Source organism: Demequina globuliformis (assembly GCF_000975155.1).
Taxonomy (GTDB): Bacteria; Actinomycetota; Actinomycetes; order Actinomycetales; family Demequinaceae; genus Demequina; species Demequina globuliformis.
The window spans coordinates 85,406-105,901 of the sequence record NZ_BBRG01000003.1 but is presented as its reverse complement, the minus strand read 5'-3'; the positions used below and the strand labels follow the sequence as shown (position 1 = coordinate 105,901).

20 protein-coding genes are annotated in these 20,496 nt (G+C 67.1%); 15 read left to right on the top strand and 5 right to left on the bottom strand.

The window, feature by feature from the left end; translation table 11 throughout:
- The first annotated feature begins 10 nt into the window (after window positions 1-10).
- From AOP75_RS10530 to holA, 4 genes are all read left to right on the top strand, one after another.
- Entirely contained in the window at window positions 11-886 is an 876-nt protein-coding gene (locus tag AOP75_RS10530; RefSeq protein ID WP_062079043.1) for a DegV family protein, read from the top strand.
- A gap of 64 nt (window positions 887-950) precedes the next feature.
- A complete protein-coding gene (locus AOP75_RS10525) occupies window positions 951-1,730 on the top strand; it encodes a ComEA family DNA-binding protein (RefSeq protein WP_062079042.1) in 780 nt (259 codons plus the stop codon).
- Window positions 1,727-4,111, top strand: coding sequence for a ComEC/Rec2 family competence protein (locus AOP75_RS10520; RefSeq protein WP_062079041.1), 2,385 nt, complete (start codon window positions 1,727-1,729; stop codon window positions 4,109-4,111). The genes AOP75_RS10525 and AOP75_RS10520 overlap by 4 nt, the downstream gene beginning before the upstream one ends.
- Window positions 4,112-4,115: 4 nt before the next feature.
- Window positions 4,116-5,093, top strand: a complete 978-nt coding sequence (gene holA / locus AOP75_RS10515; protein ID WP_062079040.1) for a DNA polymerase III subunit delta — start codon at window positions 4,116-4,118, stop codon at window positions 5,091-5,093.
- A gap of 213 nt (window positions 5,094-5,306) precedes the next feature.
- On the opposite strand, the gene rpsT is transcribed toward holA, so the two are convergent.
- The 3 genes from rpsT to AOP75_RS10500 form a co-directional block, all read right to left on the bottom strand.
- Window positions 5,307-5,567 carry a 30S ribosomal protein S20 gene (gene rpsT / locus AOP75_RS10510; protein ID WP_062079039.1) on the bottom strand — a complete coding sequence of 87 codons (261 nt, stop codon included), beginning with the start codon at window positions 5,565-5,567 and terminating at the stop codon, window positions 5,307-5,309.
- A 71-nt stretch (window positions 5,568-5,638) separates the two neighbouring features.
- Window positions 5,639-6,238, bottom strand: coding sequence for a type II toxin-antitoxin system PemK/MazF family toxin (locus AOP75_RS10505; RefSeq protein WP_062079038.1), 600 nt, complete (start codon window positions 6,236-6,238; stop codon window positions 5,639-5,641).
- 4 nt (window positions 6,239-6,242) lie between these two features.
- Window positions 6,243-7,934, bottom strand: coding sequence for a putative bifunctional diguanylate cyclase/phosphodiesterase (locus AOP75_RS10500; RefSeq protein WP_062079037.1), 1,692 nt, complete (start codon window positions 7,932-7,934; stop codon window positions 6,243-6,245).
- A 156-nt stretch (window positions 7,935-8,090) separates the two neighbouring features.
- On the opposite strand from AOP75_RS10500, the gene lepA reads away from it, so the two are divergent.
- Complete coding sequence (lepA, locus tag AOP75_RS10495; protein WP_236683148.1) at window positions 8,091-9,944, top strand: translation elongation factor 4; 1,854 nt, start codon at window positions 8,091-8,093, stop codon at window positions 9,942-9,944.
- A 2-nt stretch (window positions 9,945-9,946) separates the two neighbouring features.
- A complete protein-coding gene (gene hemW / locus AOP75_RS10490; protein WP_062079035.1) occupies window positions 9,947-11,149 on the top strand; it encodes a radical SAM family heme chaperone HemW in 1,203 nt (400 codons plus the stop codon).
- 136 nt (window positions 11,150-11,285) lie between these two features.
- On the opposite strand, the gene AOP75_RS10485 is transcribed toward hemW, so the two are convergent.
- Complete coding sequence (locus AOP75_RS10485; protein ID WP_062079034.1) at window positions 11,286-11,984, bottom strand: magnetosome magnetite crystal formation protein family; 699 nt, start codon at window positions 11,982-11,984, stop codon at window positions 11,286-11,288.
- Between the two features lie 114 nt (window positions 11,985-12,098).
- Window positions 12,099-12,485 carry a DUF4870 domain-containing protein gene (locus AOP75_RS10480; protein WP_062079033.1) on the bottom strand — a complete coding sequence of 129 codons (387 nt, stop codon included), beginning with the start codon at window positions 12,483-12,485 and terminating at the stop codon, window positions 12,099-12,101.
- A gap of 272 nt (window positions 12,486-12,757) precedes the next feature.
- On the opposite strand from AOP75_RS10480, the gene hrcA reads away from it, so the two are divergent.
- From hrcA to AOP75_RS12670, 9 genes are all read left to right on the top strand, one after another.
- A complete protein-coding gene (gene hrcA, locus AOP75_RS10475; RefSeq protein WP_062079032.1) occupies window positions 12,758-13,774 on the top strand; it encodes a heat-inducible transcriptional repressor HrcA in 1,017 nt (338 codons plus the stop codon).
- The gene (gene dnaJ / locus AOP75_RS10470; RefSeq protein WP_062079031.1) at window positions 13,771-14,913 is read left to right on the top strand and encodes a molecular chaperone DnaJ; all 1,143 of its coding nucleotides are present in this window, start codon (window positions 13,771-13,773) and stop codon (window positions 14,911-14,913) included. Before hrcA ends, dnaJ begins: the two co-directional genes overlap by 4 nt.
- A 5-nt stretch (window positions 14,914-14,918) precedes the next feature.
- Window positions 14,919-15,749 (top strand): 16S rRNA (uracil(1498)-N(3))-methyltransferase, encoded by an 831-nt coding sequence (locus AOP75_RS10465; RefSeq protein ID WP_083966914.1) that lies wholly within the window; start codon window positions 14,919-14,921, stop codon window positions 15,747-15,749.
- A gap of 4 nt (window positions 15,750-15,753) precedes the next feature.
- The gene (locus tag AOP75_RS10460) at window positions 15,754-16,095 is read left to right on the top strand and encodes an HIT domain-containing protein (protein WP_062079030.1); all 342 of its coding nucleotides are present in this window, start codon (window positions 15,754-15,756) and stop codon (window positions 16,093-16,095) included.
- The gene (locus AOP75_RS10455) at window positions 16,095-17,144 is read left to right on the top strand and encodes a PhoH family protein (protein WP_062079029.1); all 1,050 of its coding nucleotides are present in this window, start codon (window positions 16,095-16,097) and stop codon (window positions 17,142-17,144) included. Before AOP75_RS10460 ends, AOP75_RS10455 begins: the two co-directional genes overlap by 1 nt.
- The gene (gene ybeY, locus AOP75_RS10450) at window positions 17,141-17,593 is read left to right on the top strand and encodes an rRNA maturation RNase YbeY (RefSeq protein ID WP_062079028.1); all 453 of its coding nucleotides are present in this window, start codon (window positions 17,141-17,143) and stop codon (window positions 17,591-17,593) included. The genes AOP75_RS10455 and ybeY overlap by 4 nt, the downstream gene beginning before the upstream one ends.
- Before the next feature lie 7 nt (window positions 17,594-17,600).
- Window positions 17,601-18,866: a hemolysin family protein gene (locus tag AOP75_RS10445; protein ID WP_062079027.1), complete on the top strand. Its 1,266-nt coding sequence runs from the start codon at window positions 17,601-17,603 to the stop codon at window positions 18,864-18,866.
- Window positions 18,850-19,758: a GTPase Era gene (era, locus tag AOP75_RS10440; RefSeq protein ID WP_062079026.1), complete on the top strand. Its 909-nt coding sequence runs from the start codon at window positions 18,850-18,852 to the stop codon at window positions 19,756-19,758. Before AOP75_RS10445 ends, era begins: the two co-directional genes overlap by 17 nt.
- Before the next feature lie 283 nt (window positions 19,759-20,041).
- Window positions 20,042-20,380 carry an NINE protein gene (locus AOP75_RS12670; protein ID WP_161794570.1) on the top strand — a complete coding sequence of 113 codons (339 nt, stop codon included), beginning with the start codon at window positions 20,042-20,044 and terminating at the stop codon, window positions 20,378-20,380.
- Window positions 20,381-20,496: the final 116 nt, after the last annotated feature.

Here is a 20,496-nt window from a genome sequence, read left to right as displayed (position 1 = left end):
GGTTGGGAACATGACCGGCCCCACCGTAGTCGTCACGGACTCCGCCGCGTCGGTGCCCACGGCACTGGCGCGGGAGTTCGGATTAGTGGTGGTGCCGCTGTCGGTGATCGTGGACGACGAGGCCTTCGAAGAGGGTGTGTCGATCACGAGCGATCAGGTGCTCGCTGCACTGACGGTCGGCAGTACCGTGACAACCTCGCAGCCGGCGCCGCAGGCTTTCTCGGAGGCGTTCCGCGGCATCGCGGACGGTGGTGCTGGCGCGATTGTCGCAGTGCTGATTGGCGGCAAATTATCGGGCACGGTCGATGCTGCTCGGGCCGCCGCCTCCACGGTCGACATCCCGGTGACGGTCGTGGATTCGCGCACGGTGGCGATGGGCACGGGTTTTGCCGCGTTAGCGGCGGCTAAGGTCGCCCGCGATGGCGCGCCTGCCGGCCGGGTCGGTGAGATCGCCCGCGTGGTGGCGGCGAGCGTGACGTGCGTTTTTACGGTGGACACTCTCGAGTACCTGCGACGGGGCGGTCGCATCTCCTCAGCGGCGGCAGCCATGGGGCGTGTCCTGAGCGTCCGCCCTGTGCTGGAAATTGTTGACGGCGAGGCATCGGTGACTCACAAGGTGCGGTCCACGGCGCGGGCCCGCGACACGGTGCTCGATCGCGCTGAAGAGGCCATTGCGGCGGCAACCGCCCCAGCGGTGGCGGTGATGACGCTGGGCGATGGCACCTTTGGCGACGACGCGGCCCGCTCGTTCAGGCTCCACCATGATCATCTCGCGATGCAGGTAGACACCACGATTAGCTCCGTGCTGGCGGTCCATGCTGGTCCAGGAGCCCTTGCCGTCGTGGTCGCGGATGTCGCGGCCTCGTCCCCAGGCCGCATCGACTAGCGGCCCTTCCACGAGTTCTCTGGGCGGATCAGCCGTCTCCGCCGGCGCGCCTTAGCGTCGAAGCGTGACACCGACTTCGTCAGAACCGCCGACGGCGCCCACCACAGTCGCGGGCGCAGACCCGCAGGGCCGGACGGACGCCTCGCCTGCGCCCGTAGGCGGGAGCCACGCCTCGCCTGCGCCGTGGCGAGAGGCGGCCGCCGGGCGGGTCGCCCGGGCGTACGAAGCCGCCCACGGCCGCGAGATCGAAGACACCGCGCGCGGATTCCGCATCGGTGTCGAGCCGCGCGTCGCGATCGCACTTGTGGTGACGCTCGCCGTCGGCGCAGTGGTCGCATGGGCACTCCTGCGCGCGAGCGCGCCCGCCACTCCGGCGCCATGGGGCGAGGAGGCCGCCGCCACCGCGTCCGCAACGCCGGTGCCAACGGCCGCAGCGTCCGTCACTGCCGGCACCGTCTGGGTGCACGTGTCCGGAGCGGTTGAACAACCCGGACTCGTCGAAGTGCCTGCTGGCTCCCGGGTCGCGGACGCCATTGACATGGCGGGCGGTGCTACCGCGCAGGCGGACCTTGGCAGCGTCAACCTTGCCCGGATTGTCGCGGATGCTGAACAGGTTCACGTCGCCGAACCGGGCGCCACGTCAGCTGCCGAGGGACCCATCAGTGTGAACCGAGCGAGTGCGGATCAACTGGAAGAGTTGCCGGGGATAGGCCCGGTGATTGCCGCGCGCATCGTCGCCGACAGGGAGGCAAACGGGCCCTTCGCGTCGCTTGCGGACCTCACGCGGGTTTCCGGTGTGGGCGACGCCATGGTCGCGGGCTTGGAACAAGTGGCGACCGTGTGACGCGCGTGCACGATGCGCGCCTGGTGCCAGCCGCCGGCGCTGCGTGGGCAGCGGTCCTCGCTGTGGCCTGGCACGGGGTGGACCCCGGTACGGTCGCCGCGGGAGCGTGGGGGCTGTGGGTCGTAGCCGCAGGGGTGGTGGCGCTTGCCGTACGAGCGTCCACGCGGCGAGACGCCCACGCCCGGGTGGTAGCCGTGGTTGCGTGCCTAGGGGTGGCGGCAGCGGCCGCTTCATCCGCCGCCTTCGCGGCGCATCTGTGGGAGCGTGCGGCCGCGGATGGTGGGTTTGAGAGCGCGATCGCGGCCGACGAGATTGACGTGCGCGTCGTCGCACGGGAGCGCGGCAACGAATATGCGAGCGCCCGCGGCCGAGCGTGCATGGTGCCGGTGACCATGACGGCGTGGGCACCGCCGGTGGATGGCGGTGGGCCAGGGCCGCCTGGGGAACTGGGGGCCTCACGTGTGATCAGCAACGTCGACGCCGGGCGCTGGCTGCCGTTGCGCGGCCCCGCCACGGTCTCGCTTCCGGAGTGCCCGCGTGCCGGCGACACCCTCGAGCTGAGAGCTGATCTGGTCGCGGATGGGAACGGCGCCTTGGCCTGGGATGCGACTGTCCTCGCTGTGCAGCACGGGACGGGGCCCGTGCATGAAGCGCGGCGAGCGTTCATTGACGCCTCCGCAGCCGTACCGGACGAGTCACGGGGGCTGCTCCGAGGAATGATCACCGGCGACACGTCCAGCATGAGTGAGTCTCAGGTGGCGGACATGAGGGTCGCGGGGATCGCGCATGTCACTGCCGTGTCCGGCGCCCACTTCGCGATGGTGTCACTCGGGGTCATGGCGTTGGTGCGCCTCATGAAGTGGCCCAGGTGGGGCCAGGCGGCGGCCGTGTCGATCGCGGCGGCAGCATTTGCGCTGCTGGTGGGGCCACAACCCTCCGTCGTCCGCGCCACGGGGTTCGCGCTCATTGTTGCGGTGGCCGTTGCCTGGGGACGGCGCGCGCGAGCTCTTCCGGCGCTCGCCGTCACGATCCTGGTGGTGGCGCATGGGGCACCGGCCGTGGTGGGGGAGATCGGATTCGCGATGTCGGTGACGGCCGTCCTTGCCATTGTTCTCGTGGCACCCGCGATCGCCCGCCGGCTTTCCGCCGCCGTGACCCCACGGTTGGCGAGCGCGTTGTCGATACCGGTGGCGGCGCAGCTCGCACTGGTGCCTTTCCTTATTTTTCTTCAGCCCGGCATCGGCCCGTACGCAGTCCTCGCGAACGTCGCAGCCGCGCCGTTCTTGGCTCCGGTCATGGCACTGGGCTTGGCCGCTGTGTTGGTCGCGCCGTGGTGGGCGGTGGGCGGCACGGCACTCGCCCACCTCGCGGCGGTGCCGACCACGGCAATGGCCCGCATCAGCGCAGGGGTGGCGGATCTTCCAGGTGCGTGGTTACCGTGGCCCTCGGGACCCACGGGAGTGCTGCTGGGCATGGGGCTGGGACTGGCCGGACTCGTGGCGACGGCGACACACATGGTGCTGGTGCGGGCAGTTGCCATCGTGGTGATGATCGCCATCTGTGCAGGCGTCTGGGGAGCAAGGACGGGGCTGACGCGCGCGGCGGCATCCGACTGGGATGTGGTGGCGTGCGATGTGGGGCAAGGCGACATGATGCTTGTGAGGACGGGGGACCGGTCGGCCGTCGTGATCGATACCGGGCCTGACGACGTGGCCGCGATCGCCTGCTTGGACCGCTACGGCGTCACGACTGTGCCCTTGTTGATCCTGACTCATCCCGACCTTGACCACGACGGCGCGGCCGTCGCCATTGCTACGCACGTGGACGTTGAGCGGGCGTGGATTGCGCGCGCGGGCGAGGGCGGGGACGCGGCCCGCGGTCTGCGTGCTGCGGGCATCGCGCTCGAGGTACCGGCCGATGCCTCGGTACAGAGATTGGGGCCCGTCACCTTGGAGGTCTTGCCCGGTTCGCAGGATGGTGACCCGGCGCCTGAGGGAGACAACGATGGCTCGATCACCATGCTGGTGTCGGGGGCACGCACGTCTGTGCTCGCGCTCGGTGACCTCGAGCCCGCCGGTCAGGGGCGCCTCGTGGCGACCATGCGCGCCGCGGGGCAGCGCGTGTTCACGGTCGATGTGGTGAAGGTGGCACACCACGGCTCCCGTCACCAGGATGCCGACCTTGCTGCCCTGATACAGGCTCGGTGGGCTGTCTTCAGCGCGGGGCGCGACAACGACTATGGTCACCCGGCGTCTGACGCCATCGAGATGTACAGCGGCGCCGGCGCACACCCGCTGGTCACTGCCGAATGCGGAGACATTGCGTTCGCGGTGAATGGACCGGCGACAGGACATGAGTGTCACAGCGACGTGGCACGCTAGTGCCATGCCACCGCGTACCCGAGCTGCAGAGCCCACGTGGTTCCGCGCCAAGCCAGCACCCGTTGTCCTCGTGTCGGGACCCGAGGGCGTACTGGGCCAGCGTGCGATCGAGCGGATCACGCAGGCGCGGCCGGACGCCGCGATTACCCGTCTCGACGCCGGCGCGTACACCCGTGGCGCACTCCTCGCCGCCGCGTCGCCATCCCTCTTTGACGAGGCCGGAATCGTCATTGTGGCCGGCGCGGAGGCGATGAACGACGAGTTCTTATCGGATGCGCTGTCGTACGTGACGTCGCCTGACCCTGACGTCGTCGTGGTCATCCGCCATGGCGGCGGGGTTCGTGGCAAGAAGCTCCTCGACACCATGCGCAAGGGCGGCGTCCCCGAGTACACGTGTCCCGCGATCAAGAAGGACTCCGAGCTCGCGGACTTTGTCGCGGGAGAGTTCGAGCGAGCCAAGCGGCCTGTCGGCGCACAGGTGGTGAGGGCACTCGTCGATGCCGTGGGCGGCGACATCGCGGAACTTGCCGCAGCCGCCCAGCAGTTGATGCGAGACGTCGAAGGGTCCATCTCGCCGGAAACCGTCACGCGCTACTACGGTTCGCGCGTGAACGCGACCGCCTTCGAAGTGGCGGACGCCGCCGTCGCGGGGGACGTGGCGAAGGCGCTCACGCTCCTGCGCCACGCGCTCGCTACCGGTACCGATCCGGTGCCGCTCAACGCCGCGCTCGCCGCAAAGCTGCGAGTTCTCGCGAAGGTAGGCGCGGCGCGCGGTCGCAGGCTTGACCCCACCAAGGACCTGGGAATCGCTCCGTGGCAGGCGGATCGCGCTCGTCGTGAACTGCGCAAGTGGACCGCGGACACTCTTGCTGAGGCGATCGAGGCCGTCGCTCAGGCTGATGCGGAGATCAAGGGCGCTGCGCGAGCGCCCGAGTTCAGTCTGGAGCGCGCCGTGCGCGTCGTGGCGCAGCTCGCTCAGTAGCGCGAGGGCGCAGCTTGCTCAGTAGCGCGAGGGCGCAGCTCGCTCAGTAGCGCAAAGGCGCACCTCACGCGCTACGCGGGTACAGACGTGGTGTGGGCTGAGCCTTCCCGGTGGTGGGGGATCAGGAACCCCAAGTGGTCGCTGCGCCCACAACGCCTCGGGCCCCCACACGCCGAAGCGAGTGAGGGCCCGAGGGACGAGCGATGGGCGCGCTTAGAGAGCGGCGACCTGCTTGGCCAGCGCCGACTTGCGGTTCGCGGCCTGGTTCTTGTGGATAACGCCCTTGGAGACGGCCTTGTCCAGCTTGACGGAGGCGACCTTCAGCGCGTTCGCAGCCTTGTCCTTGTCGCCGGCGGCGATTGCCTCGCGCACCTTGCGGACATTGGTCTTCAGCTCGGACTTGACGGCGACGTTGCGCTGGCGGGCCTTCTCGTTGGTCCCGATGCGCTTGATCTTCGACTTAATGTTTGCCACAGCGATCCTTCTTGATGAGGTGAAATCTTCCTTGGGGGGCGCGAGCGCGCGCCCACACACAAACGTCAATGCTACCAGTGATGGTGGTCGGAAAGCGAACTCGCCACCGCATCGAACCGGTGCCTATCCAGGATAGCGCCTTCGCGGCGAACGGCCCGCGGGTCCACACGGATGATGCGGTCGATCCTCACCTCGCTTGGGCGGCGCTGGCGGTCCCATGCGCCGGTCCCAATATCCACCCAGTACCTGCCCCAACGCGCCTCTTGGGCGGAGTCGAGGTCGTGGTCCTTGCTCGTGAGCTGGAGCGCCAACAGCCACGGGCCGTCGTGCCCGATGAGCAACACCGGCCGGTCCTTCCCCTGCGAGTGGTCTTCCTCGAACGGCACCCAGGTCCACACAATTTCCCCGGGATCTGGCAGTCCGTCGGCGTGCGGCGCGTACCGCACTGCCACGCGTCCGGTGTAGTCGCCCGGGTAGGGACGGTGCCGTGTTGGCGCCGAGGTGGGGCGGTGCCGGGATCCCGACCGCGTTGCCCGCGATGGGCGCCCCGGCGGTCGCTTGGTGGCGCGTGTGCGCGCGCGAGCGTTGCGTCGACGCTTGTCTTCGCGAGTGGCCCACGCTGACAACCCCACAACGGCCAGCACGGCCACGATGAGAAGGAACTGCTCCATGGGGTCAGCGTAGAGGGACGGACGCCACGCGCTGGGGTGTGGGGGAGGGCGAGGCCAGTGGGGCCGATGCCGGGGCATCAGGAATGTCGCTGGCCGGTCGGGGGTGGTCGAAGAGGAACCCTTGGGCGAGCTGCCAGCCGTGGGCAATCGCGGTGCGTCGCTGCGTCTCGGTCTCCACGCCCTCGATGATTCCCACCATTCCCAGGCTCGCGACAAGGGAGGAGATGGCGGTCGAGATGCGGTCGCCCGTAGAGCCGTCGCCGAGGCGTAGCGTGAATTCGCGCGCGAGCTTGATGCCGGTCACGGGGGAGCGTAGGACCGATGACAGTGCGGAGTATCCCGTTCCAAAGTCGTCGAGCAAGAGGTCCACGCCCATATCGGTGAGCTGTTCCAATTCAGTGCGGGTGGACGAGGTAGAGATCAGCATCCCCGACTCGGTGATTTCCAGCGCAAGGCGAGACGGCGCAACCCCGGCCTCAGCGAGCGCCTCGCGCACCGTGTCAACCAGACCGGCGCCGCCGATGTGTTGAGTTGAGATATTGACCAGCACCCGCCCTGGGAACGCCGGGCGCTCCGCGATGAACTGGCATGCGTCGCGCAACACCACCTCGCCTAGCGGCACCACAAGGTTCGCTTCCTCGCAGATGTCGAGGAACTCGTGGGGGAGCAACAGGCCGCGATGGGGGTGGCGCCAACGCACCAGGGCCTCGTAAGCGCGCACCTCGCCCGTGGCGAGTTCCACGATGGGTTGAAAGTGCACCTCAAGCTGGCCCTCGCGCAACGCGGCGCGAAGTTCCGACTCGACTGACAGCCGCATCTGCGCGTGGTGGCGCATCCCCTCCGAGAACGACTGCGCGTGATCGCGGCCGGCCCGCTTGGCGTGCGACATGGCGACATCCGCGTCACGAATGAGTGCCTGTGCACTCATGTCGGGACCGCCGAGCGCGACTCCCACGCAGGCGGTGGGCTCGACCTCGTGACCGCCCACGGAGAAGGGCACTCGCAGCGCCGCTCGGACATCGTCAGCGAGGCCCTCGGCCTCGGCCAGCGACGTCAGCCCCGGCGCGACGATCACAAACTCGTCGCCGCCCAAGCGGGCGACGGTGTCCTGGCTGCGTACCGTCGCGCGTAGCCGCCGAGCAGCCTCGGTGAGGAGGCGGTCACCGGCTTCGTGGCCCAGGGAATCGTTGACGACGGTGAAGTCGTCGAGGTCCAAGAAAAGGCATGCAACCTGCGGTTCGGGCGCTTCGAGCACCACGTCGAGCCGGTCAACCACCAACGCACGGTTCGGCAGCCCGGTCAGGGTGTCGTGCAACGCGCGGTGCTCGAGCAATGCCTGGGCGCGCCGCGTTTCGGTGACGTCCTCCACCTGAGCCAGCACCCGCATCGGCCCGCCGTCCACGCGAGAAAACGTCACTCGAGCCCACACCACGTCACCACTGACGTGAACCAAGCGACGCTGTGCCTGCAGGTGACTGACGCCGCGCTGCAGCCGCTCCCACACGCGCCCATCGCGCGTGGCGTCGTCAGGGTGGGTGATGGAGGCGAGCGCCACTTTTTCTAGGGCCCCGGAGTCGTAGCCCAACAGCGCCTCAAGGGCACTGTTGGACTCGTGGATTCGCGCATCAGCATCGAGCACAGCCATGCCTATCGCTGCGCTGGCGTATGCCGCGCGGAAAAGTTCGTCGCCTGCCACCGGTTCGACTCCTCGCCTGGGTGACTGAGGACTCTCCCGCCACCACCGGGACTATCGGCAGGTTTCCTTACAAAGTCAAGTGGGCCCTCGTTCGGCATAAACGTGGGAAAATGACGCCAGACCTGTCCGGCACACCACAAGGATTCCAAGGCCATCGTGAATTTCGCCCCCAGCATCGAGCCCGCCGCCACTGCGCCCGAGCTCATCCGCAACTTCTGCATCATCGCGCACATCGACCACGGCAAGTCGACTCTCGCGGACCGCATGCTCGGTATTACGGGCGTCCTGGAGGCCCGCCTGCAAAAGGCGCAATACCTGGACCGCATGGACATTGAGCGCGAGCGGGGCATCACGATCAAGTCGCAGGCCGTCCGCATGCCGTGGGACGTCGAGGGCACGCCGCACGCGCTGAACATGATCGACACTCCCGGGCACGTCGACTTCTCCTACGAGGTATCCCGCTCGCTGGCCGCGTGCGAGGGCGCGATCCTGCTCGTCGACGCCGCACAAGGTATTGAGGCGCAGACGCTTGCGAACCTGTACTTGGCCATGGAGAACGATCTCGTCATCATCCCCGTGCTGAACAAGATTGACCTTCCATCCGCCGACCCGGACCGCTATGCCGCGGAACTCGCGCAGCTGATCGGTTGCGAGGAGGACGAGGTGCTCCGGGTGTCTGGCAAGACGGGGGAGGGCGTCGAGGCCTTGCTGGACCGCGTCGTGCGTGACATTCCGGCACCGGTGGGCGTGGCTGACGCCCCCACGCGCGCCATGATCTTCGACTCCGTGTACGACACGTACCGCGGCGTCGTCACGTACGTGCGGGTGGTTGATGGCTCGCTCAAGCCGCGCGAGAAGATCGCGATGATGTCGACATTGGCCACTCACGACTTGTTGGAGATTGGCGTCATCAGCCCCGAACCCAAGCCGACGAAGGGATTGGGCGTGGGCGAGGTGGGCTACCTCATCACGGGCGTGAAGGACGTGCGCCTGTCCAAGGTGGGTGACACGGTGACCCAGGCAAACAACCGCGCGACCGAGTCGCTGGGCGGCTACCGGGACCCCAAGCCCATGGTCTACTCGGGCCTGTTCCCGCTGGATGGCTCGGACTTCCCGATCCTTCGAGATGCGCTCGACAAGCTTCAGCTGAACGACGCCTCGCTCGTGTACGAGCCGGAGAGTTCCGTCGCGCTCGGATTCGGGTTCCGCTGTGGATACTTGGGTCTGCTTCACCTGGAGATTGTCCGCGACCGCCTTGAGCGCGAGTTCGGCATCGACCTGATTTCCACCGCGCCCAACGTGGTCTACGAGGTGGAGATGGAGGACGGCAAGGTCGTCACGGTCACCAACCCGTCGGAGTTCCCCGGCGGCAAGATCGCCCAGGTGCGTGAGCCCGTCGTCGAGGCCTCGATCCTGGTGCCCAGCGAGTTCATCGGGACCGTCATGGAGCTGTGCCAGGAACGCCGTGGGCAGATGGGCACCATGAACTACCTGTCCGAGACACGCGTCGAGATGCACTACACGCTGCCGCTTGCGGAAGTGGTCTTCGACTTCTTTGACCAGTTGAAGTCCCGCACCCGCGGCTACGGCTCGCTCGACTACGAACCCGCCGGGGACCAGACTGCAGACCTGGTCAAGGTCGACATTTTGCTGCAAGGCGAGGCCGTCGATGCGTTTAGCGCCGTGGTGCACCGCGACGCCGCTTACCAATACGGTCTGCAGATGGTCACCAAACTCAAGGACCTGATTGATCGTCAGCAGTTTGAGGTGCCTATTCAGGCTGCGATCGGCGCGCGCATTATCGCTCGCGAGACCATTCGCGCGATTCGCAAGGACGTGCTCGCCAAGTGTTACGGCGGCGACATTTCTCGTAAGCGAAAGCTGCTTGAGAAGCAGAAGGCCGGCAAGAAGCGCATGAAGAACATCGGCTCGGTCGAGGTGCCGCCGGAGGCCTTCATCGCCGCGCTGTCCACGTCCGACGACGGTTCGGACAAGGGCAAGAAGAAGTAGCGGTGTCCGCCGCGACCGTGACCGTGGGCGCTGCCACGGAGCGCGACTTCGGGGTCTACATTCACGTGCCGTTTTGCTCGGTGCGATGTGGCTACTGCGACTTCAACACCTACGCCCCGGGCGAAAGCGAGTTTTCCTCCCGCTCGGACTATGTGCAGGCGGCACTGGGCGAGATGCGGCAGGCGCGCGACACCATGGCGGGCGACACGCGCCCCGCGCGCACGGTGTTCGTGGGAGGTGGCACGCCGACCATGCTGGACGCGGGCGCGCTGACGGCGCTGCTCGACGGGGTGCGCGACACCTGGGGGCTTGCGGCCGATGCCGAGGTCACCACGGAGGCCAACCCTGACTCGGTCACTCGAGAGTCCCTTGAGCAGCTTGCGGGGGCGGGCTTTACGAGGGTGAGCTTCGGTATGCAGTCGGCAGTCCCGCACGTGCTGGCGACGCTGGAGCGCACGCACCAACCCGAGAACGTTGCGCGCGCTGTTGCGTGGGCGCGCGCGGCTGGCCTCGCCGTCAGCCTGGACCTGATCTACGGGACACCTGGCGAATCGCTCGAGGACTGGACTGCGTCCTTAGACGCCGCGATCGCGCTTGAACCCGACCACGTCAGTGCCTACGCACTGGTGATCGAGCCCGGTACGCGCATGGGTGCGCAGTTGCGACGCGGACAGATCCAGGCGGTCGATCTCGATACCCAGGCGGATATGTATGAGGCAGCGGAGGCACGCCTGGCGCGCGCGGGTTATGACTGGTACGAGGTGTCGAACTGGGCGCGCTCGCCCGAACAGCGCTGTCGTCACAATGTGGCCTACTGGACCAGCCAGGACTGGTGGGGCGTGGGCCCTGGAGCGCACTCCTACCTAGGCCCGCGGGTGGCGCCGGCAGGCGAGAGCGTTCCCGCGCAGCGCTGGTGGAACGTGAAGTTGCCGCGCGCTTACGCGGCACGCATCGACGGGGGCGAGTCGCCAGTGGCCGAGGTGGAGCCGCTCGACGAGGCGGACCTGGCGCTCGAGTCGGTCATGCTGCGCTTGCGACTCGCCGACGGCATGCCTGTGGGGGAGTTGCCCGAGCGACGACCCGACCAGATCGCGGCGCTCGTGGCCGACGGCGTCCTCGACGGTCGCGCGGCGCTGCGGGGCACGCTGGCGCTCACGCTGAGGGGCCGGTTGCTCGCCGACGCCGCAGTGCGTGCACTGACCTAGCGTTCCGTCGTGGGCGCCTGGTACGCAACTGACTGAGATTCCGCCCCGGACATGGCGTGTCGTGCACGCCAGCCGGCGTGTCTGCAGAATCTCAGTCAGTTTGGAACGCGAGCGTTCAAGCGGTCTCGCGGGCGTCCTACTTGAAGAACGGTATGACCAGCTTGATTCGGTAGTAGTCGCCGTTGTTGGCCTTCACCGCCGCAATGATCGACACGACGATCGAGTAGATCCAGTAGGCAATGAACAGGGGCAGCGTGACAATGAAGCCGAACAGCAGCGTGGCGAGCCCAATGATCACGGCGCCCAGCCCCACGCACAAGGCAGTGAGCTGCAGGTTCAACTGCTGACGACCGTGGTGCGCCACCAAGGCGCTGCGCTCGCGGTAGATCAACCAGATCACGAGGGGGACCGCGAAGCCCAGGACGCTCGCGGAGATCGCGGCAGCAATGAGCGCACCCACGTGCGTGAACATGGCCCACATGCGCGCGTCGGACTCCAGCATGGGAGCGGGCGCGCCGTGCGGGTAGTGGCCATTGGACTGGCCGTACTGTGCGTGGCCGTATTGCGACTGCCCGTACTGTGACTGGCCGGGCTGGGGATCCGGGTTGTCTGTTTGCCCGTCAGCCGCTTGCTCGGGCTGTACTGGATTGGTCTGCGCTGGGTCGGTCTGCGCTGGGTCGCGCGGGTCCTGCGCGTCGGCGGCGAAGGCCGCTTCGTGAACCGCGCCGGCCTCGGGGGTCGTCTCGGCTTCGTGGTTCGCGCCGCTGTCCGGAGTGTCGGATGCGCCGGCTGACTGCTCGGTAGCGTCGTCAGGCTCTGGAGTTGATGTGCTCATACCCCCACGGTGCCACGAAAACGCAGGGCCCCGCATCGGCCACTAAGCCGATCCGGGGCCCTGACTGCCTTCGGGGTCAACCCTGAGTGAGTGACCGCGGGTGAAGACTCTGGGTTACTTCACGAGTTCCAGCGTGAAGGGGTACTTGTAGGTGTTTCCCTTGTTCACTGCCTGGAAGGCCTGGATGCCAAAGACGAGGCCAATGATGAGGACGGCGAGCCAGATCAGCAACGAGAGGATCCCGATCAGCGGAATGACGCCGATCACGCTCGACGCGACGTATCCGATCGTGACCAGGATGCCGAAGTTGAGCGCGTTCTTGCCCTCACGGTCGGCGAACTCCGACTGGTCCTTGCCGACAAGCCAGAAAATCAGCGGCAGCAGGAATCCGGTGAAGACGGTCAGGTGGGCCAGCGCGGGCAGCAGGTTCGGGTTTGACCCGGAAGTGCTTGGTGCCGGCTGCTGCGGAGGCGGCGGGGGAGTCCCGTTGTTGTCAGTCATGTTCTCTCACCACTTTGATGTTGATGGGTCTGGACGGCGCTGGCGTACCTCGAGTGTCGCGAGAAACATCCCTCAGTCTTATCGCGTACCAGCGGTGACACCGTAGCGGTATTCGCCGCGCACGTCACCAGTGCGCTTTCGACGCTACCGCGTGCTGGCGCGCCGCGCACGGTGGCCCAGTGCGCGAGCCAGGAACGCACGGCCGCGAGAAACGTTAGAATTAGCACTCGTAGGTTGCGAGTGCCAGAACGTGAGGTAGTCAGGAGGTGCCGGTGAGCGAAGATCGTCGCCGCGCGGTGCTGCACGCCATCGTGGAGGGATACGTCTCGACGTCGGAGCCGGTGGGCTCGAAGGCGCTGGCGGAAACCTCCCACCTGGGCGTGTCCTCTGCCACGATTCGCAACGACATGGCGGCGTTGGAGGAGGAGGGCCTCATCGCCCAGCCCCACACGAGCGCCGGGCGCATTCCCACTGATGCCGGCTACCGCCGCTTTGTGGACCAGGTGGCGTCTGCCGCGCTGCACGAGCCGCACAAACGCGCCATCACCACTTTCCTGTCCGACGCGGTTGATCTCAACGACGTCGTCGAGCGCTCCGTTCGCCTGCTGAGCCAGCTGACCCGCCAGGTCGCGGTGGTGCAGTATCCGTCGCCGCGAGAATCTGCGGTGCGGCGGGTCGAGCTGGTGCGGATCGGCGTGGATCGCGCTTTGGTGGTGGTGGTGTCGGCCGATGCACGGGTGGAGCAGGGCACGGTGGGCTTGGGGCACGATGTGCCAGAGGATGAGTTTGAGACGGCCGCACGGGCCATCAACGATGTGTGTGTGGGGCGCACGCCCAGTGAGCTCGGCCCCGCGCTCGCCGCATGGCTGCAGCGCAACTCGCACGCCTCATGGGCCGCTGCGGTTGTCGACGCCGTGGTGGCGCAGGCCAAGGGCGGTACCGTGGAGCGCGTCGTTTTCGCCGGGACCTCGAACCTGGCGCGAGCGGCGAACGACTTCGAAACAGACGCCATTGGCCCGGTCCTCGATGCGCTCGAGGAACAAGTGGTGCTGTTGCGGTTGTTGCACGAGATGGCCGGTGAAGGTCGGGACGTGAGCGTGCGCATCGGGATGGAAAACGGTGCCGATGCCTTCGCTCGCACATCAATTGTGGCGGCGGGCTACGGATCCCAGGGAGAAAACGTCTCCTTGTTGGGTGCGTTGGGCCCCACCCGCATGGACTATCCAGGGACGATGGCCGCTGTACGTGCCGTTGCCCGCTATCTGTCAAGAATTGTGGAGACTGAGTGAACGACTATTACGCCACCCTTGGCGTCGAGCGCACCGCCTCGGAAGCCGAGATCAAGAAGGCCTATCGCAAACTGGCGCGTGAGCTGCACCCCGATGTCGCGGGGCCCGACTCCGCGGATAAGTTCAAGGACGTCGCGGCCGCGTATGAGGTGCTGGGCAATGCGGACAAGCGCGCCCAATACGACCGGGGCGTGGACCCGCGCGGCGGCCACGGCGGTGCGCAGGGTGGGCCGCAGGGCTTCGGTTTCGAGGACATCTTTGAGCAGTTCTTTGGCGGCGGGGGACAGAGCCCATTCGGTGGTGCGCAGCAACGTGGTCCCGCGTCACGGACGCAGCGTGGAGGCGACACGCTCGTCCAGGCGTCGATCTCGCTTAAGGAAGCCGTCTTTGGCGTGAGCCGCGAGATTCAGGTGGACCTCGCGGACGTGTGCAAGACGTGCTCGGGTTCGTGCTGCGCGCCGGGAACGCAGCCGCAGCAGTGCTTGCAGTGCAACGGTCAGGGCGTGGTGCAGCGCATGGCGCGGTCGCTGCTTGGAAATGTGATGACGACCTCGCCGTGCCCCGCATGTGGTGGCTACGGCACCACGATCCCGTCGCCATGCGGTGACTGCTCGGGTCAGGGCCGCAACCACTCGCGTCACACGGTGAAGGTCGACATTCCCGCCGGCGTGGAAACGGGCACGCGGATCCGATTGGCGGGACGCGGCGACGCTGGCGTGGCAGGAGGCCCCAAGGGCGACCTCTACGTGGAAATCCGGGAGAAGGGCGACGAGGTCTTCGAACGTCGCGGCGACGACCTCCACTGCACGCTCGAGGTGCCCATGACAGCGGCAGCGTTGGGCGCGCAGATGACGGTCGACACATTTGACGGCGACCAGGTGGTGGACATCCGCCCTGGTACGCATGCCGGGACGTCCGTGAAACTCAAGGGCCTGGGCGTGGGCCGACTGCAACGCAACAGTCGCGGCGATCTCTACGTTCACCTCGACGTGCACACGCCTACCGACCTCACTGACGAGCAGGCCGAGCTGATGCGTCAGCTCGCGACGCTGCGCGGCGAGGAGTTGCCGGAGGCGAACCTCGCGCCTATGGGCGGCGGGGTCTTCTCCCGTCTGCGTGGCGCGTTCAAGGGACGCTAACCGTCGTGTCCGCTCCCGTCTTCGTTGACCCCGCCGCCGCGAACGCGGTTCCAGGCGCACTGATCGATGTGCGCGGTAGCGAAGCGCGGCACGCGGTGACGGTGCAACGGCGTGAGGTCGGGGAGACCGTCGACATTGTCGATGGCCACGGCACGCGCGCCAGGGGTGTGATTGAGGGCGCTGCAGGCGACCTGCTTCAGGTGCGGGTCGGGACGGTAGCGCATGAGGCCGATGCCCCGGTGACCTTGGTTCAGGCGCTCGCCAAGGGCGGGCGTGACGAGCAGGCGGTGGAGGCGGCGGTAGAACTGGGCGTGACGCGCGTGGTGCCGTGGGCAGCCGCGCGCTCCATTGTTCAGTGGCGAGGACCCAAGGCCGACAAGGGCCGTGCCAAGTGGGAATCCCTGGTGGTGGCGGCCTCGAAGCAGTCGCGGCGTGCCTTCGTTGCGCCCGTGGACGCTGTCGCCTCGACGAGAGACCTGTGCCACAGCATCGGCCCTGCAGTCGCCGCAGGCGACACGGTGCTGGTCCTGCACGAGGATGCCACCGTGCCGCTCACGTCCCTCTCGTTCGCGGGCCCGGCGACTCCCGAGCCGGCACGTGCAGTGTGGCTGATTGTGGGTCCCGAGGGCGGCATCGCGGCTGAGGAACTTGAACAGTTTCAACGCGCAGGCGCGACCGCGGTGCGCTTGGGTCCCCACGTCTTGCGGGCGTCCAGTGCCGGACCTGCCGCCATGGCCGCACTCGCGGCCGTGAGGGGCACCTGGGACAACCCTGCGGGTTTTGCGCAGGGCGCAACGGGCCAGGCAGACGCGCCGACCGGCGGGGAACTACGCTAGCTGTATGAGCGACGACTGCCTGTTTTGCAAGATCGCCGCGCGGGAAATCCCGGCGGACGTAGTGCTGGAAAACGACCACGTGGTGGCGTTCCGTGACATCGCCCCCAAAGCGCCCGTGCACGTGCTCGTGGTCCCACGCGCTCACGTCGAGAACGTCGCGCAGGCGGCACACGAGGTGCCCGAGCAGCTCGCGGCCATGGCGGCGGCGGCGCAGGAGATTGCGGACGCCGAGTGCGATGGTCAATTCCGATGGATCTTTAACACGGGGGAGCGTGCTGGTCAGTCCGTGTTTCACGCGCACGGCCACGTCATTGGTGGCGGCAACTTGGATTGGAATCCTGCTTAATGGCTGAACGCATTGTCACCATTGACGACGCTGATCGGATGCCCGAGCTGATGGGCAGCGCGGACGCCGTCATGAAGGAAGTGGAACGCGCACACCCTGACGTCGACATCTTTGTGCGCGGCAACGTCATCACCTTGCGCGGCACGGATGAGGCGGTTGCAGCGGCCACCACTGCAGTGGAGGAGCTGCGATCGGTCATGGCTGCCGGGGTGCCCCTCACGCCGGAGATCGCGCGGGAGTCTGTTCGCATGCTGTCGGCTGCGCGCGGAGTGGCCGCGGCGGCAGCGGACGCTGGCAAGGCCGGAGAGGCTGCTGAGCGGCCCGCGGGTGTCTTGAGCCGCTCGATCCTGTCCACGCGGGGACGCACTATTCGCCCCAAGACGCATGGCCAGGCCGACTACGTCAAGGCAATCGAGTCGCACACCGTGACGTTCGGCATCGGCCCTGCCGGCACCGGCAAGACCTACCTCGCGATGGCCCAAGCGGTCGCGGCGTTGCAGGCAAAGAAGGTCAATCGCATTGTCCTGACGCGCCCGGCGGTTGAGGCCGGCGAGCGGCTCGGATTCCTGCCGGGGTCGCTGAACGACAAGATCGACCCGTACCTGCGACCGCTGTACGACGCGCTGCATGACATGGTGGACCCGGAGTCGATCCCTCGACTCATGGAGGCGGGGACCATTGAGGTGGCGCCGCTGGCGTACATGCGCGGGCGCACGCTCAACGACGCGTTCGTGATCCTGGACGAGGCTCAGAACACGACGCGCGAACAGATGAAGATGTTCCTCACGCGCTTGGGTTTTGGCACCACGATGGTGGTCACGGGCGACGTGACCCAGGTGGACCTGCCCGGCGGCACTCAGTCGGGCCTGCGCGCGTCCCGCGAGATCCTCGACGGAGTGGAGGACATTGCGTTTTGCGAGTTGGGTGCGCAGGACGTGGTGCGTCACCGGTTGGTGTCGGACATCGTGACCGCATATGCGAAGGCGGATGAGGCACACGCGCCGCGCGGCGGTGGCCAGCAGCGGCGATTCAAGGAGAGCGGACGATGATCGAGGTCAACAACGAGACGGACGCCGTCATCGAGGAGATCGAGTTCTCCGAGCTGGCGTCCTTCGTGTTGCGTGAGATGCATGTGGCCGACGGGACTGAGCTAGCGATCATGTTCGTCGACGAGCGCACCATGGAGGACCTCCACATCAAGTGGATGGATGAACCCGGTCCTACGGATGTGCTGAGTTTTCCGATGGATGAGCTGCGTCCTGGCACGGCGGCCGAGCCCACCCCAGCGGGCCTGCTGGGTGACATCGTGGTGTGTCCGACGGTCGCCGCGACGCAGGCCAAGGCTGCCGGTCACACAGCGGAAGAGGAGATGCTGCTGCTCACGACGCACGGCATCCTGCACCTTCTGGGGTACGACCACGTAGAGCCGGAGGAAGAGAAGGAGATGTTCGCCCTGCAGCGACGCCTCTTGCTGACCTTCCTCGCCCAGCGAGGCTAGAGGTTCAGTGAGCGCCACCGCAGTCGCCACCCTTGCCCTCATTGGCGGGTTTTGTCTGGTGGGTGCGGCCGTGTTGCACGCCCTCGTCGCAGCGTTCGAGCAGGTGCCCCATGCCGCCGAGCGGGATCTCGCGCAGGCCCGCAGGCCGGATGGCAAGCCCACGCGTGCCGCGCGATGGGCCTCGCTCCCCGGTACGCAAGACGACCGAGCATCGGTGGCGTATGCCACGTTCGAGGCAATCGCCATCGTCTGCCTCACGGTCTTGATGGTGGCGCTCGGGATGGAGATGGACTGGCATGTCGGCGTGGTCGTGCTCGCGGGCGCGATCGCCGCGACCACCCTGTCGCTCGTGGTGATCCGTGCGCTTCCGCGCCAGGTCGCCCGCCAAAGCCCCGAGGGCGCGATCCGCGTGCTGTCGAGCACCGGGTGGTCCCTGACGCAGCTGGTGCAGCCCCTGCGCGCCGTGGTGCCAGCACTCAAGGCGCCGCCATTGGCGGAGCCCGAGGACCTCGTCGAGCAGGCACAGGATGCGCTCGAAGCTGAAGACGCCGAACTCTTGCGCTCCGTTGTCTCCCTCGGTGACACGCTCACGCGAGAAGTCATGGTGCCGCGCACCGACATGATCACCATCCGCTCCGGGACTACGGCCCGCAAGGCGATGGTGCTGTTCATGCGATCAGGATTCTCGCGCATCCCCGTCATTGGCGACGACGTCGACGACATCTTGGGCGTCATCTACCTCAAGGATGTGGTCGACGCTACGTGGGACGATCCCGACGCGCTCGAAGAATCCGTGGACGCGTTGCTGCGCGAGCCAGTGTTCGTGCCGGAGTCGGTACCTGCAGACGACCTCTTGCGGCGCATGCAAAGCGAGGTTTTCCACATGGGGATCGTGGTGGACGAATACGGTGGCGTGGCTGGGCTGGTGACGATTGAGGACGCGCTTGAGGAGATTGTCGGGGAAGTGGTCGACGAGCACGACCGCAGCGCGCCTGAGGTGACCGAGGTGTCGCCTGGGAGGTACCGAATTCCGGCCCGCATGCCGCTGGATGACTTGGCGGAACTGTGTGGCGTCGACATCGAAGACGAGGACGTCGAGACGGCAGCGGGTGTGCTCGCGAAGGCGCTCGGCAAGGTGCCGATCCGGGGTGCGCGTGCCACTGCGCATGGGCTGACCCTCATTGCAGAGACAATGGAGGGTCGGCGTCGCCGGCTGACGACGCTACTAGTGGAGAAAGCTCCCGAGGAGGACACAGATGACGGACAGCGCTGAGCACCGTTCAGGATTCGCCTGTTTTGTGGGGCGACCCAACGTGGGAAAGTCCACGCTGATGAACGCGCTGGTAGGGGAGAAGGTCGCCATCATGTCCTCGCGTCCCCAGACCACGCGCCGCGCGATCCGCGGAATCCTCAACCGCGAGGATTCGCAGATCGTGATTGTCGATACGCCCGGGCTGCACCGCCCGCGGACATTGCTCGGGGAGCGGCTCAACGACCTGGTGCGTGAGACCTTCGCCGAGGTCGATGTGATCGGGTTCTGCCTGCCCGCGAACGAGAAGATCGGGCCCGGTGACCAGTGGATCGCTCGGGAACTATCCGAGGCCCGCGCCCCCGTCGTCGCGATCGTGACCAAAGTCGACACCGTGCCGCGGGACAAACTAGCTGAGCATCTGCTCGCGGTCCAGCAACTGGGCGAATGGTCGGACATCGTGCCCGTGTCCTCCGTCAAGGACATCCAAGTGGACGTGGTGTGGGACGTGCTCGTCCAGCACCTGCCTGAGGGGCCGCCCCTGTATCCGGAGGGCGAGGTCACTGACGAGCCCGAGGAGATTCGCATTGCAGAACTGATCCGGGAAGCGGCGTTGGAGGGGGTGCGTGATGAACTCCCGCACTCCATCGCGGTCGTGATCGAGGAGATGATCGAGCCAGGCGAGGAGACGTCGCGGCGGGAAATCCTTGAGATCCGGGCGCACCTGTTCGTGGAGCGCGACTCCCAAAAGGGGATCATCATCGGCAAGGGCGGCTCGCGCCTCAAGGAGGTGGGCGCCACGGCTCGCGAGGGCATCCAACGCCTGCTGGGACGCAAGGTCTTCCTTGACTTGCACGTGAAGGTCGCGAAGGAATGGCAGCGCGATCCCAAGCAGCTGGGACGGCTCGGCTTCTGACGAGGTCGTCGTCGGCAGTGTCGGCGCGCTGGTGTAGTTTCGGTGGCGACGAGCGCGGCCGTGAGGGGACCGCGCGTCACTGAGGGGACACTCCATGGCCACGACGCACTGCGACGCCTGCGCTCAACCGTTGACGGACGCGGGACCGTACTGCCCGGGCTGCGGTCGTGCCCGCGCGGGAGCAACCCAGCAGTGGGGAGCGCCGCCCCCACCGCCCGTGGCCACGGCAACCGGGGCATCGGCCCCCTCCATCCCTCCGCCTGCGCCGTACAGCCCGGCTCCCATGAGCGACGTCTTGCCACCCGCGCCACCCGCGCCGTCGTGGGCGCACGCCCAGCCCCACGCACAGATGTATTCGGTGCCGCAACAGCCCTACGGCGGGTATGCCGCCGTCATGATGTCGTCGAAATCGCGCGTGGCCTACATCCTCCTAGGACTGTTCCTGGGCGGCCTCGGGATTCACAACTTCTATGTGGGGCGGGTGGGGCCGGCCGTCGCACAACTGTTGTTGATCGTCTTTCTGGGATGGACCGGCGTGGTGGCCCTCGCCGTGATGATCTGGATCATCATCGAGGTCTGCACGGTAACGACGGACAGCCAGGGGCGACGCCTCCGGGCATAGCGTCAGGTCTGTGCGCGAAGCCGTCATCATTCGCTATGGTGGACGCATGCGTGCACGCTCGCTGCTCCTTCGTTGCCGCGACGAGGCTTAGTTCCCAAGCCGGATCCTCGTCGCGG